General features: G+C 43.0%; 14 protein-coding genes. 8 read left to right on the top strand and 6 right to left on the bottom strand.

Features of this window, described 5'->3' with window-relative positions; genetic code table 11:
• Nucleotide 1: 1 nt before the first annotated feature.
• Together AC2CZC_RS11560 and AC2CZC_RS11555 are read right to left on the bottom strand one after the other, a co-directional pair.
• Nucleotides 2-412: a hypothetical protein gene (locus tag AC2CZC_RS11560; RefSeq protein WP_484581893.1), complete on the bottom strand. Its 411-nt coding sequence runs from the start codon at nucleotides 410-412 to the stop codon at nucleotides 2-4.
• The gene (locus AC2CZC_RS11555; protein WP_484581892.1) at nucleotides 393-644 is read right to left on the bottom strand and encodes an FAD assembly factor SdhE; all 252 of its coding nucleotides are present in this window, start codon (nucleotides 642-644) and stop codon (nucleotides 393-395) included. The genes AC2CZC_RS11560 and AC2CZC_RS11555 overlap by 20 nt, the downstream gene beginning before the upstream one ends.
• A gap of 230 nt (nucleotides 645-874) precedes the next feature.
• Here AC2CZC_RS11555 and ygfZ point away from each other — a divergent pair, with 230 nt between their 5' ends.
• Nucleotides 875-1,783: a CAF17-like 4Fe-4S cluster assembly/insertion protein YgfZ gene (ygfZ, locus tag AC2CZC_RS11550; RefSeq protein WP_484581891.1), complete on the top strand. Its 909-nt coding sequence runs from the start codon at nucleotides 875-877 to the stop codon at nucleotides 1,781-1,783.
• Between the two features lie 10 nt (nucleotides 1,784-1,793).
• On the top strand, nucleotides 1,794-2,279 hold the full coding sequence (locus AC2CZC_RS11545; protein ID WP_063360690.1) for an FKBP-type peptidyl-prolyl cis-trans isomerase: 486 nt from the start codon (nucleotides 1,794-1,796) through the stop codon (nucleotides 2,277-2,279).
• 9 nt (nucleotides 2,280-2,288) lie between these two features.
• Here the strand turns inward: AC2CZC_RS11545 and AC2CZC_RS11540 are convergent, their stop codons facing one another.
• From AC2CZC_RS11540 to AC2CZC_RS11530, 3 genes are read right to left on the bottom strand one after another with little or no spacing between them, the layout of a single operon-like run.
• Nucleotides 2,289-2,738 carry a hypothetical protein gene (locus AC2CZC_RS11540; protein ID WP_484581890.1) on the bottom strand — a complete coding sequence of 150 codons (450 nt, stop codon included), beginning with the start codon at nucleotides 2,736-2,738 and terminating at the stop codon, nucleotides 2,289-2,291.
• 6 nt (nucleotides 2,739-2,744) lie between these two features.
• A complete protein-coding gene (locus AC2CZC_RS11535; RefSeq protein WP_484584883.1) occupies nucleotides 2,745-3,524 on the bottom strand; it encodes a DUF481 domain-containing protein in 780 nt (259 codons plus the stop codon).
• A 60-nt stretch (nucleotides 3,525-3,584) separates the two neighbouring features.
• On the bottom strand, nucleotides 3,585-3,905 hold the full coding sequence (locus AC2CZC_RS11530) for a DUF440 family protein (RefSeq protein ID WP_484581889.1): 321 nt from the start codon (nucleotides 3,903-3,905) through the stop codon (nucleotides 3,585-3,587).
• Between the two features lie 249 nt (nucleotides 3,906-4,154).
• Between AC2CZC_RS11530 and AC2CZC_RS11525 the strand changes: the two genes are divergently transcribed.
• The 6 genes from AC2CZC_RS11525 (at nucleotide 4,155) to AC2CZC_RS11500 (ending at nucleotide 11,662) form a co-directional block, all read left to right on the top strand.
• Nucleotides 4,155-4,952 (top strand): crotonase/enoyl-CoA hydratase family protein, encoded by a 798-nt coding sequence (locus AC2CZC_RS11525; protein WP_484581888.1) that lies wholly within the window; start codon nucleotides 4,155-4,157, stop codon nucleotides 4,950-4,952.
• Between the two features lie 35 nt (nucleotides 4,953-4,987).
• Nucleotides 4,988-5,341, top strand: a complete 354-nt coding sequence (locus tag AC2CZC_RS11520; RefSeq protein WP_484581887.1) for a CidA/LrgA family protein — start codon at nucleotides 4,988-4,990, stop codon at nucleotides 5,339-5,341.
• Nucleotide 5,342: 1 nt separating this feature from the next.
• Nucleotides 5,343-6,023: an LrgB family protein gene (locus AC2CZC_RS11515; protein WP_484584882.1), complete on the top strand. Its 681-nt coding sequence runs from the start codon at nucleotides 5,343-5,345 to the stop codon at nucleotides 6,021-6,023.
• Between the two features lie 31 nt (nucleotides 6,024-6,054).
• Nucleotides 6,055-6,894, top strand: coding sequence for a mechanosensitive ion channel family protein (locus AC2CZC_RS11510; RefSeq protein WP_484581886.1), 840 nt, complete (start codon nucleotides 6,055-6,057; stop codon nucleotides 6,892-6,894).
• Between the two features lie 146 nt (nucleotides 6,895-7,040).
• On the top strand, nucleotides 7,041-9,587 hold the full coding sequence (locus tag AC2CZC_RS11505; RefSeq protein WP_484581885.1) for an Ig-like domain-containing protein: 2,547 nt from the start codon (nucleotides 7,041-7,043) through the stop codon (nucleotides 9,585-9,587).
• A gap of 233 nt (nucleotides 9,588-9,820) precedes the next feature.
• Nucleotides 9,821-11,662 carry a methyl-accepting chemotaxis protein gene (locus AC2CZC_RS11500; protein ID WP_484581884.1) on the top strand — a complete coding sequence of 614 codons (1,842 nt, stop codon included), beginning with the start codon at nucleotides 9,821-9,823 and terminating at the stop codon, nucleotides 11,660-11,662.
• A gap of 3 nt (nucleotides 11,663-11,665) precedes the next feature.
• On the opposite strand, the gene mrcB is transcribed toward AC2CZC_RS11500, so the two are convergent.
• Nucleotides 11,666-13,993: a penicillin-binding protein 1B gene (gene mrcB, locus AC2CZC_RS11495; protein WP_484581883.1), complete on the bottom strand. Its 2,328-nt coding sequence runs from the start codon at nucleotides 13,991-13,993 to the stop codon at nucleotides 11,666-11,668.
• Between the last annotated feature and the right edge of the window lie 12 nt (nucleotides 13,994-14,005).

The raw sequence follows: 14,005 nt of genomic DNA, 5'->3' as shown, positions 1-14,005 counted from the left end.
TTTATCGCGCTTGCAATGCAATGCGACTTAAGTGACACCAACTGTCAGGGTCCATTGCATTGTCAATAAACATCAGCCTGCACTTTTCCCCGCAATCACTATAGAGCTCAAAAGTAATTATCGACGCATATTTTTGCGCATGTCTTATTACCCCTTCAAAAATGACCTCATTGTCTGAAAGCTGTACCCAAGCATCCTGTTCAATTAACAGCAAATCACCCGAGACTGGCATGATTTTAGCGGTGTGCTTTAATGCAAATAAATACCCAGCGTAGCAAAGCGCACTGATAGACCACCATATTGAGGGAAAGATAAGAAAAAGAATGAAAGCCAATGAAATGAAGCAGACCACAATGATCTTGTGGTCCAGAATATTGTTTTGAAAAGAGATACTAAACGCGGACTCTATCAAGGATAAATTTCACCATCTTTTCTAAGTCAGGGTGAGGACACTTTTCATGGCCCATAAACCATGCAAACAAATCTGGGTCTTCGACCTCTAATAAGCGTTGAAAGACAAGTTTGTCCGCATCACTTAACTGATCATAAGCTTCGTCAACAAACGGCTCAAGCAATACATCTAACTCTAACATGCCACGGCGACAAGCCCACTTAATGCGGGGTTTTGGATACAATTGCTCCATATTGCTCAACTACCTCTTATTTTGCACATAAACATCTCGAGAGGCAGTATAACCGATACTCACCGATCAGGAAAATGAGTTCGTACTTCTATTGCATCAGCGCAAAATCAACTGCACTGTACAACCCATAATCATTATTAAGAATTATTGTCATTTGATCTTGCTTTTGCCTATCTCAGCACCCATTTATCAGGTAACATTATCTAAACTATTTACTCAGGATCAGCTTGATGGCCACTGTATACAAACTCCCTCTTCGCTTACTCTCAGTATCCGGACAAGACAAACTTAGTTACCTACACGGACAGGTTACCCAAGATATTAACCTCGTCCAAGAAAATAATTTTTTATGGACAGGTCACTGCAGCCCGAAAGGTAAGTTATGGGCAGCACTGCGCGTCTTTCGTCTTGACGATGCTTTTTGCTTGCTAGGCTCAGAACCTGAAGCCGAGGTAGCCTGTCGTGAGCTAGGTAAGTATGGTGTATTTGCCAAAGTGGATATCAAGTTAACTGAACATCTGTGCTTCGGTGTTCTAGCAGATGCGTATGATGAAGTATCTCAGGCCCTTAACTTAGAATTCGAAGCAGATAACAACGCATGTCAATTTGCGTCAGGTAAAGCGCTAAAACTAGATGATAATAGTCTTGTACTCATTTTTGATAAAATTGAATCTTTACCTGAGTTGTTCAACATAGAGCAAGATGCAAGTGCCTTTCAAATTCGTGATATTTTGGCAGGAGAGCCACAATTAGGCGAGCGTGGTATCGATGAGTTCGTTCCACAGATGGTCAACCTGCAAGCGTTAAATGGTATCAGCTTTAAGAAGGGCTGCTATACTGGTCAAGAGACAGTAGCGCGAATGCGTTATTTGGGCAAAAATAAGCGTGCTATGTTCATTGTTCAAGGTCAATCTGACGCACAACTTGACGCCACAGATCTAGAAATGCAATTAGAAGAAAATAACTGGCGTAGGGCAGGTAAAGTCATTCATCAAGCATATGACTCTAAAACTAAAACATATTATGCACTCGCAGTCTTACCAAACGACTTAGAAGATTCAGCAATATTGAGACCTAAAGACAACGACTCAGTATCGCTAAACATCAAGGCATTGCCTTACTCTATAGAAGATAATTAACGGAAATACTATGAAAATTGCTCAAAATGCAGTGGTAAAAATGCATTATGCTGTTTTGGATGATGACCAAAACACCATTGACAATACGTTTGACGAAGAGCCTCTTGAATTTATCATTGGTACAGGCTTTTTGATTGAAGGCTTAGAAAATGCACTCATCGATAAGCAAGCTGGTGACAAAATTAGTGTGACTGTGAAACCTGAAGAAGGTTACGGTGAGCGCAACGACAATTTAACCCAAGCAGTTCCTAAAAGTATGTTTGAAGGAATTGATGTTGAAGTTGGCATGCAATTCCGTGCAACAACAGATGAAGGTGAACAAGCAGTTATCGTCATAGGTGTTGAAGACGATGAAGTCATCGTCGATGGCAACCACCCACTTTCAGGTCTTACACTGCATTTTGACGTAGAAATACTAGATGTACGTGAAGCAACCGCCGATGAGCTAGCACATGGGCATGTGCATGGTGCTGGCGGCTGTGGTCACGACCATTAAAAAAAGCGCCTATTCGGCGCTTTCTTCTTGCTTTACTTTATCTTTCATTGCAGCAAGTAAACCAGCTTGATCTGATGTCCCTAATCGGTATTTGGTGCCATCAGCCATGCTCACCTCTATCGCTTTAAAACCTGACACACTATAAACCCAGCCGTCATGAGAAATACGTATTCCAATCCCATGCCTAAAAGAGTTAGTGACCGCACGTACTTTCTCGATATCATCAAATGAAACCGTTTTTTTCGCGACTTTTGGCCCAAACCACCAGCTCAGTTGTTGATTTTGCGCATCAACCTTAATGGTTAAGCCATAGAATGCGACAGCCACGAGCAATAAGATCACACCAAATGCGATAACACCAACATTTGCGCCGAGCAAAACTAATCCAATTACAACAAAAATACCTAGCCAAGCTAAAATACCCCAAATTGCCCATGCGAGCTGTGTTTTTTGATACATATTGCCTCAATCAAAACCGTATACAAAGGTCACCCCAAACTCGGTGTCCACTTTACTTTTATCTTCTTCAGGGTCTGAATTATACCGATATGTATAAGAAACCTTAAGTGATAACCCTTCAATCACTTGGCTAATTAGAGACGTTTCAGAGAAACTTCGATGGCCTAGGCCAGAAACTGATCGCTCGTAACTAAAGTCTTGATTAAAACGAGTTCGCTTAGAAATATTTCTCTCCCACTGCAAAGAAGCACGTAAAAGATAACCTTTTTCGGTCCTTTTCTCGTGAGGCATTAACTCTGTTTCATCATCAACACGGTAAACTAAAATACCTGGTCCCAGATTAAAGTCTACAGTGTTTTTACGCCCTTCGAATAAACGGTTACCATAACCAACAACAAAGGTACTGGTATACTCCCTGCCATTAAACTCATCAACCTCGTAGTCCCCATATAAAAAGAAAGACTCATTATCGATACCAAATTTATAGCTGGTTTGCGCCGAAACAAAATATCTTGATGCGGTTTCATCTTCAATACCCGTCTCAGTATCGGTTTCATCAGCGTAATGACTGTCTATTTTAAATTGATTGCGCCAGTATCTAAAATCTTGATAAAGGTTACCATTTAACTTGAATGAGGAGTTTTTGGTATTGCCACTATTGGCAATATAGCCGAACTCCACATCTCCATACAAAAATTCCCCTTCATGTAATTCATGGATCTCTTCTTCGGATAGCTCACCATATTCATGAAAGTCTTCAAATGGATCGACGGCATATGCCTGCATACTGCAAAACGCGAAAATAAAAGGGAGTAACTTCACACTGTTCACTACACAACTAACTCTTTACGATTGCTTCCAGACAACATGACAAAACGGTGCATCTAAGTCTCTACTGATCAGCACCTTAGCAAACACTTCATCACCATCCTCAAATTCTATGCCTATCGTGACTTGAACAAAATGCGCTTTTTCTGCCTCTTGCTCAAAGGCAACAACAGCATGCCAGCTATCGTCAACATCAGCCTCTTCTATAAAGCCAAACTCTTCACGATGCTCATTGAACAGGTCAATGTCTTCTTGAGTTAAGTTATCCGGCGCCAATTCAAGAAAAATATCATATGCCTGATGTGTTACTTCTTCAATACTGCTCAGTCTTGCACTCATATCCTCACCCCTAACTAAAATAAGCCAATTAATCATACCAAAGTCATCTATTTTTTTTCTACACAGATAGGGTGTAATGAATAAATTTAACGCCAAATAACAGCGTGAACTAGCATAATCTCAACTGAATTACATTTATATGCTATTAGTCTCTTTACCTGCGCCTAAAAAACCACATTTACTAGCAGTATTAGTTCTTTTACTCTAGCCTTAACTTAAAAGAAAAATAATAAAATATCGGGAGCCTATATGGTGCAATTAAAAATAGCTAATGACATTGCTTGGGTCACATTACAGCGTCCACAAAAACAAAACGCGCTGTCTTTTGACATGTTTAAGCAGCTGGATAAAATCATAAAAATAATTCGCTCAAACCATAACATTAGAGCGGCTGTGCTTCAGGGTGAAGGTGAGCACTTTTGTGCTGGGCTCGATGTCAAAAGTGTGACTAAGCGCCCTAGTCAAATCATAAAGCTTTTAGCCAAAATACTCCCAGGCAATCAAAATTTAGTACAGCGTGTTGTGCTTGGCTGGCGAACATTGCCTATTCCAGTATATGCAATTTTACAGGGTAATTGTCTAGGAGGAGGACTACATATTGCACTCGGTGCTGACTTTAGAATAGCTACATCAAATACCCAAGTTGCCATTATGGAATCAAGGTGGGGGCTTTGCCCAGATATGGGCACAAGTGTCATTCTCCCATCCTATATACGCCAAGATCATGCTTTGCTCCTTGCTATGAACGCTGAGCGTATAGACACACAACGTGCACAAGAACTAGGCCTGATCACAACTATCACTGATGAACCGAAAAAGTATGTTGAGCAACAAGTCGATGCGCTACGCCAACACTCTCCCGATGCGCTCGCAGCGGTCAAGCTACTTTATAACCAAGCCTATCAACAACCCTCACGTAAGTTATTGTGGCTAGAAACCTGGTATCAAATTAAATTGTTATGTTCAAAAAACACTCGTATCGCCATGAAAAATGGTGTAAAAGAGAATGACACGCAACCTTATCAGAAGCGCTCAAGATGGAAGTAACCGCCGCATTCTCATTAACTTGTCAATAAAACGCCGTGCAACTATTTAACGCTTTTTTATCTATGCTCTGTATCGTGGTTTGCCTATACAGTGCCAAACTGCTCGTCGCACTCACTACTCTGAATATTCCAGCGCCTTTAGTGGGGCTAGTGATGCTCTTTATTTTGCTGCATTGGCGTATTATCAAGCCACAGAGACTCGCACATACCAGCCAATTCTTAATTAAATACTTGCCACTATTTTTTATTCCCGTCGGTGTTGGATTTATCAGTGATTTAAACACAATAACGGACAACTTACTTTTAATAGTCCTGCTGCTCACGCTATTACCCTGTTTAGTATTGATCCTTGTTGGTAAGCTGGCATCAAAAGGAAGGTACCGTGATTAGTATGCTTGTTTGTTTATTTACAATTTTACTTTTCATGATAGCGAGAAAAATACACCTTACTTGGCCCAGCCCACTATTAAACCCAGTCTTAATCTGTATTGCATTGATTAGTGTGTTACTGCTCATTTCTGGGGTCAGTTACGACAATTACTTTCAAGCGAGTATGCCAATTGACTGGTTCTTAGAACCCGCGGTCGTCGCGCTTGCTTTTCCGCTCTATCAGCAATATGCCTATATTAAACCCGTTTTCATGCTGTTGCTCGTGTGTACCTTCGCGGGGATTTCGTGTTCAACGGTCATCGCGTATACGCTGTGTACACTTTTCAATGCAAACGACGTATTGATGAGCACCATGATGGCACTGTCTGTGACCACCCCTATCACCCTACTGATCACAGAATCTTTGGGTGGGCTGCCAAGTGTCGCTGCAGCTATGGTCATTTTAATCGGTGTGTTTGGTGGTGTATTCGGTATATATATCCTAACACGACTCAAAATCACTCAACCACAGGCCAAAGGTATTGCATTGGGTGTAAGCTGCCATGCTATTGGGACAGCCGCCGCGATGGAACATCACCCTTTAGCTGGGGCATTTGCATCAGCAGCCATGATTTTAAGCGCACTTATCAGTGCGTTTTGGGTTCCTGTATTATTTACTATACTCAATCACTTAAGCATTTAGTTAACTCACATTATTGATCAAGGAGCAACGCTTGATAGAGCAAGAAATCGCCCAGTTTGAAAAGTACTACGATATGATCCGCACTTACTTGCTCACCTACAGTATGCAATTACTTGCGGCTATTTTGATATTAATTTTTGGTTTATGGCTTGCCAAAAAGTTGGCCGGTACAACGCATACGTTGATGGCACGACATGATATCGACATCACCTTAACAAACTTTGTCGCTAACGTCGTCAAGGTCATTGTGGTGACCATGTTCATCATTATTGCCTTAGGTAAAATTGGCATTAGCGTCACGCCGTTTGTTGCTGCAATAGGTGCGGCTTCACTTGGTGCAGGCTTAGCAGTACAAGGCATGTTATCAAATTATGGTGCTGGACTTGCGCTCATCGCAACACGCCCCTTTGTTGTGGGAGATACAATCTCCATTAAGGGCGTCAGCGGGCAAGTTAAATCGATTGAGCTTGGTCATACTATTTTAATCAATGAACAGAAAGTCGAAATCACCGTACCAAATAAACATATTATTGGTGAAGTGCTGCACAACTCATTCAACTATTCACATGTCGAAGGTCAAATTGGTATCGCTTATAGCGCCTCAGCCGACGCCGCCATTTCGGTGATCGAGAATATCCTCAGCAATTACGAAGGAGTGGCAACAGATCCCGCGCCACAAGTGGGCATTGAAGGCTTTGCTGACAGTGCTGTTACCATCAGCTATCGCTATTGGACACCAACAATTTCTCTGATTGAAAACAAACTCAACGTTAATTTAGCGATTTACCAAGGCATCAAGGATGCCCAAATCGAAATCCCATTCCCTCAGCGTGTTGTCACTATTAAATCAAGTGCAGCAAAGTTCGACTGAACTTGAAGACAGTCAGTGGCATGTGCCACTGACTCACTTGGTTTGCGTACATCGTCAAAAGAAAAAAGCCATTGATTAACCCTTAACATAGCTCTATGCTGGATACGTTTTGTTCACAAAACATACAACATGTAAGGAGAAAAACAATGAGAAAAAGCAATATGAGCTATTTGCTCGGTAGTAGCGTGCTGCTGCTATCTAGCATGCAAACCCTAGCTGCAAATTGTACTGGTTTAGCCACTTGGCAAGCGTCTGAAGTCTATCGTGCTGGAGATCAGATCAAGCACTTAAATAGCGCGTTTGAAGCCAGATGGTATAGCCAAAATGAAGATCCTCAACTGAATTCTGGGGACTATCGAGTTTGGAAAAATTTAGGGGTTTGCGGTGGCAACCAAAACCCAGAAGTAACCCTATTAACCCCTGCTCAAGGAAGTGTTTTTAAGCAAAATGACAGCGTTGTCTTGTCAGCAAATGCATCCGATGCTGATGGCGCGGTTGGGCAAGTCGAATTTTTTATCGATGATGTTTCAGTGGGCTTTGACAATCAAGCGCCCTATCAAATTAACTGGGTCGCACAGTTGGGTCCGCATGTCGTATCCGCAGTCGCAACCGATGATCAAGGAGCGATTAGCCAAACAAGCTCCGCGAATATAGAAGTCAAAGATGCTAGTAATAATACGCCGCCAGTCATTGAACTGAGCTCACCTAATAATAATGCTCAGTTCACGCTGGGTGATGTTGTACGTATCACAGCCACGGCAAGCGATACCGATGGCTCGATTGCTAGCGCGTCAATATCAGTCAATAGTACAGAGATTGCTACATTTGCCAATGGCAATATCGCTTATGACTGGGTTAGTGACACAACAGGTCAAGTACAAATTAAAATCTCAGCCACCGACAACAACAATGCAACCAGTGATACCACGGTTAACGTTAAGGTCGCTTCTGCCTCGCAGGGTGGGTGTGCAGGTCTCAAGTCCTATCAGGCAGGGCAAGCCTATCAAAATGGTGAACTTGTCTCTCATAACAATAGAAAATATCGCTGTGACGTCAGTGGCTGGTGTAGCTCAAATGCTCAGTGGGCATACGAGCCTGGTGTCGGGCAACATTGGGCTGATGCGTGGAGTGATTTAGGCATTTGCGCCATCGCACCTGAAATACGCTTTATTTCCCCACAGCCAAATAGTACTTTATTGCAAGGGCAAGCCACAGAAGTCTCAGTGACAGCAAGTGATGCAGATGGCACGGTAGCACAATTAGATGTCTACGCCGGTCAAACCTTACTAGGTAGCTTTACAAGCGGTACAGCCACGGTCAATTGGCAGCCTTCGACACTGGGTGCCGCCACGTTATCTGCCAATGCCACCGATAATGAAGGAAATATCGCTACCCAGCAGATCCAAGTAAACATTACAGACAAACCTGTTGTTATTGACTTAACTTCACCCACTGCGGGCACCCAATATGTTATTGGCGATACAATAAATATGAGTGCCCAAGCGCAAGCTCTCACCGGCACCATTAGCAGTGTAGATTTTTACGCCAATGGTACGCTGCTCGGTAGCGACACGACATCACCATACACTTGGACTTATACAGCCTCAGTCCTCGGTAATCAAACTCTGACAGCCGTTGCCAAAGACAGTGCTGGCAATCAAGCAACAAGCTCAGGGACAAGCATCTCTGTCATTGACAAGCCAATAGGTAAAACACATAAGCTCATTGGTTATTGGCACAACTTTGTCAATCCAGCTGGCTGCCCCATCCCATTGGCACAAATGTCGCCTGCATGGGACATCATTGATATCGCTTTTGCAGAAAATGACCGTAATTCAGATGGTACGGTACACTTCAAACCATTTGAAAAAGACATACGTTCAAACTGTCCACCGATTGATCCTGTGCAATTCAAAGCTGATATGAAGGCACTGCAAGCTCAAGGCAAAGTATTTGTTTTAAGCTTAGGTGGCGCAGAAGGTACAATCACGCTCAACACGGATGCTGACGAAGCAAAGTTTGTTTCAAGCCTCACCAACATCATTCAAGAGTGGGGATTTGACGGACTAGATATTGACTTGGAGAGTGGCTCAAATTTAGTACATGGTTCACAGATACAAGCGCGTTTACCTAGAGCACTCAAGCAAATTGAACAGAATATGGGCGGGAATATGGTTCTCACCATGGCTCCTGAGCACCCTTATGTTCATGGCGGAATGATTGCTTACACCGGCATTTGGGGTGCTTATATTCCCCTTATTGATGCGCTAAGAGACACGTTAGATTTACTCCATGTCCAGCTATACAATAACGGCGGACTACCTAATCCATATGAGCCAGGTAGTGCACCTGAAGGCTCTGTGAATATGATGGTTGCTCACGCTAAAATGCTTATTGAAGGGTTTGATTTAGCCGATGGTACGCGTTTCGCACCACTGAGAGACGACCAAGTTGCGATTGGTTTACCATCAGGTCCAAAATCAGCAAACTCAGGACAAGCGCCAACCGCAAATATCATTGCAGCGTTAGATTGTCTAACAAAAGGCTTAAGTTGCGGCACGATTAAACCGGCATTTAACTATCCTAAGTTCGGTGGCGTGATGACCTGGTCTATCAATTGGGATAAGTATGATGGTTATAACTTCTCTAAACCGATTGGCGATAAATTAACGCAAATGAATCAGGGTAATTAATTACACCGAATCATTTGCCTCTTTTATAATGACACCAAACGCCTGATAGTATTTATCAGGCGTTTTATGTTTTAAAACCCGCTACAGTTACTTGAACATAGAAGGCTTATTAACCACTCACCAGCCCCTTAAACTGGCTTTTTTTCATCTAGAAAAATATTTTCTGTTCCTTTGAACTATTCTTTGTCTTAATAAGGTCTCTATCACGTGATTCAATAACAAAGACTTAAATTATGACAGGACTCAGATCACTATGTAGCCCCGCCATTTCATTCATGGCACAACTTAAGTACAAAACTAAAATTAGCCTTGTATTTGGTATCTTACTCTTACCACTGGCATTAAGTCTGTTTTTTCTAAACTCCACGCTCACTCATTCAATAAAAGTGAGCCAGCAGCAACAAGAAGGACTTAATTTATATCCTAAGCTGCTAGAAAACATCATTAATGACAGACAAAAAGGCAATCAAAGGCTACTCGCTCAAAGCGGCTTTTCAGTCAACACTCAAGCCTCTAATACCCCTTTAGAACAGGTGTCTATCGCATCAAAGCTAGCCATTGATAACGATTTAAGTCGCTCTTACTTAAACCGCTCATTGGTTGAGTCATTACCCAAAGTGGTCTATCAAATCAATGATATTGCCGAGCAAGCAAATGGTATTATCAACCGTGGCAGATTTACGCCAGACTCCTTTATTGCGCTGTCTAACCTCAATAAAGCGCTCCCCATTGTCAAATCACAGCTCCTCGACAAACTTGAAGTAGCTGCCATAGAAAGTCCATTCGTAAAACAGCAGCTATCGACCCAAATTAACGCGCTCAACTCAGCGCTCGACAACTACCAAAGAGCGATTAAAACCAAGTTACTCGACCCTGATGACATTGAGTTAACCGCCAGTGCTTTTTCAACAGCTCATCGTGATGTTCAGCGAAAAACGCAAAACTTAGTGGAAGCAGCCCTACCCACGCTTAAAGCGATGCTGCAAGAAAAGCTTGAACGCGAACAAACAATTCGTAATTTGGTCGCGACTGCTTCGATTATCAGCTTGGCGGTTGCACTTTACCTCATGCTCGGCTTTTATTTTGCGGTCGTTGATACGATCTCAGAGTTTTCAAGCTCCGCGCAAAAAGCCGCACAAGGTGATTTACGTTCTCGCGCCATGTCACAGGGCAATGATGAGCTTAATGATATTGTGGGGCAATATAACCGAGTTTTAGATGCATTCACTGAGTTGCTAGGAGATGTGCACAATACCACCAGCGATTTACATCATGCCACGGACAAACTCAGTCACATTAGCCAGGATACGCGCCATGATGTCGCTCAGCAGCAAATTAAGATTTCAGGGATCCACACTGCATTATCAGACATGGCGAACGCAGCTGACTCGGTTGAAACCTCAGCGCAACACGCCACAGAACTCGCCAGCGCCGCGGCAGACCAAGTCAAACAAGGTAGCTTAAATACCACTGAATTAGCACAGCATATGACTGTGTTACAAAACGAGTTTGAAGAAAGTCGACAGGCACTCGATAAATTGGCGCAAGACAGCCAAAACATCAGTAAAGTCAGTTTAGGGATCAGCGAAATTGCCGAGCAGACCAACTTGTTGGCGCTCAATGCAGCCATTGAAGCTGCACGAGCTGGCGAGCAAGGGCGGGGGTTTGCCGTTGTAGCAGATGAAGTGCGTACTCTTGCCAAGCGGACTCAGCAACAAACAGAAGAGATCCATACAATCATCAAATCACTACAAAACGCGTCCAACGATACCCAACAAAAAATGCTAAGTAGCGTTGAAAAGATGGAGCGAGGTGTCACTGCAGCCAATGAGACCAATCAAATTCTCAGTGCTGCAGAGCAAAGTATGAGTGATATAGATCAACAGGGGCATGTGATCCGAGAGCTTGTACAACAGCAAACGCAAGCGACGCAACAGGCACTTTCAGAGTCCAGTGAAATCAGTGACCTCGCTGAACACACATTAGGTTCTGCCGAGGCCACACAAGAAGATGCGCATCAGTTAAGTAGCATGGCGGCTAACTTAAAATCAGCGATGAGTCAGTTTAAAACTTAACAGTCACTGACAACTTGGTTTTGGGTTAAACAGCTCTGCGCGCAGCGGCAGTTGAATTGTTGGGCCACAATGTGGTGCAGCTTGCTCCCCTGTTTTCTTATTTACAAATGCCCATTTCACTCCCGCAGGTCGTTCATCAGCAATGGCCTGCGGGTTTAAGGGCTTAAGATAACGAATATAGAGTTCAAGTGCCCCAGTACCGCCAGTTAATTTAGTTGGTTTATTATCATCACGACCAACCCAAGCAACGGTTACCGTATTGTGATCAAACCCTGTAAACCAACTGTCTCTCATATTGTTGCTTGTTCCTGTTTTCCCAGCCAATTGAACAGATGGGAAGTGTTTGTTTAAACGTTTACCTGTGCCACTTTTGGTTACCCTTTTTAAACCATACTTGGTCATGTAAACTGAGGCAGGATCAAACCTGTTTTCTCGTTTTGGATGATGTTTATAAAGCGTTTTACCACTGGCATTAGTGATAGCAGAGATACTGGTTAATTCGCTGTATTTGCCATTAGCGGCTAAAGTAGTATACATCTGAGCGACATCAAAACTGGATAACTCAACAGCGCCTAGTAACATCGAAGGGTAAGTCGGGATGTCACTCTTAACACCCAGCTCAGACATTGTGTCCGCAACTTTATGTACACCCACATCTAGCCCTAAATTGACCGCAGGGATATTTAAGCTTTTACTAAACGCTTCATATAGTGGAACAGGGCCTCTAAATTGATGGTCGAAGTTTTCTGGCGACCAAGTCTTACCTGATGAGTCTGTCACCTGTAACGGCGAATCATCTAGCAATGTCCCCAAAGTGAAGTCTTGCTGCAATGCAGTCAGATAAATGGCTGGTTTAACGAGTGAGCCAACACTGCGTTTAGTATCTAGTACTCGATTAAAACCCGAAAAACGCATTTGCCTGCCAGACACCAACGCAGATACACCTGCTTTCTCCGTATTCACAGAAACCATCGCAACTTCTAAGCCTGAAATACCAAATCGACGCTCCAAGTATGGCAGACCTGAAGTAATGGCTTCTTCCATCGCACTTTGCTTTTGCAACTCAAAGTAAGTAAATATACGCACCCCAGCATGGATCACATCCTCATTTGGCACCAAGTCCTTCAGCTCACGATTCACCAACTCCAAATAACCTGGGTAAGACTGCAATAGACTTTCTTTCAAAGGCTGAATGTCAATTTTTCGCTCTAACGATTGTCGGTATTCGGTTGTCGTAATGATGCCGTTTTCTGCCATAAGCCTGAGCACCAAGTCTCGACGTTCCATGGTTCTTTCTGGATACCTACGCGGATTATAAAATGATGGGCCCTTTACCATAGCAACCAATAATGCAACCTGATCGAACTCTAGCTCATCTACTGGTTTTGCAAAATAGAACTCTGACGCCAGTCCCATTCCATGCACACCCTGATTGTATGCCTGACCTAAATACACTTCATTAAGATAGGCCTCTAATATCTCATCTTTGCTGTAACGATAATCCAAAATAAGCGCAATAAAAGCCTCATTGATTTTTCGAACCAAAGAGCGCTCACGTGTAAGGTAAAAGTTTTTGGCAAGCTGCTGAGTCAATGTGCTACCACCTTGCACCGTTCTACCTGCGCGAATATTACTATAGAGCGCACGCATAATTGACCACACAGACACACCATGGTGTTCATAAAAGTTGCGATCTTCTACAACCAACAGTGCTTGCTTTAATACATTCGGAAACTTTTCAAGAGGAACAAACTCACGATCTTGATTGGTCTCATTACCAATTCGTGCAATTTGTACCGGCTCTAATCGCTCGCCAGCGATACGGCGACCGCCTTTATCGACTATATTAGCGAGCTTTTTACCCGCAAAATTAAGTGTAAATACTCTGGATGACTCAGCACCCTCGTAAAACTCAAATGCACGACGGAAAACCGTTATTGTGCGTCCTTGTACTAAATATTGGCCTGTCCTATTAATTCTATTCACCCTCGAGTAATTAAGTCTCTCAAGTTCCCAAATTACCTCTTGCTCAGACAAGTACTGATCTGGATAAAAGGTCATAGCACGGGCATAAACCTGAACTGGAAGCTGCCATTTGTTGCCTTCAAACTGCTTACTTACTTTTGCATCTAAGTACACAACATACATGGCAACCGCGCAGCAAACAGCAAGGCCGCCTTTCCAAATTAGCGACCAAAGCGTTTGCAGTATTCGAGACTTTAAAATACCTACACGTTGCTTAAACGAGACCTTTTTTGAGTTAGGTGATTTTTTTTTCGTGGTGCGCTTTGGTTTTGATTTATTTGCAGGCGTGCGTTTTTTCTCTGACATTTACCGGAGCAA

It is taken from the genome of Pseudoalteromonas sp. MMG033, from assembly GCF_057197785.1.
Note: the sequence above shows the minus strand (reverse complement) of the source record. Positions and strands in the feature narration are given on the sequence as shown.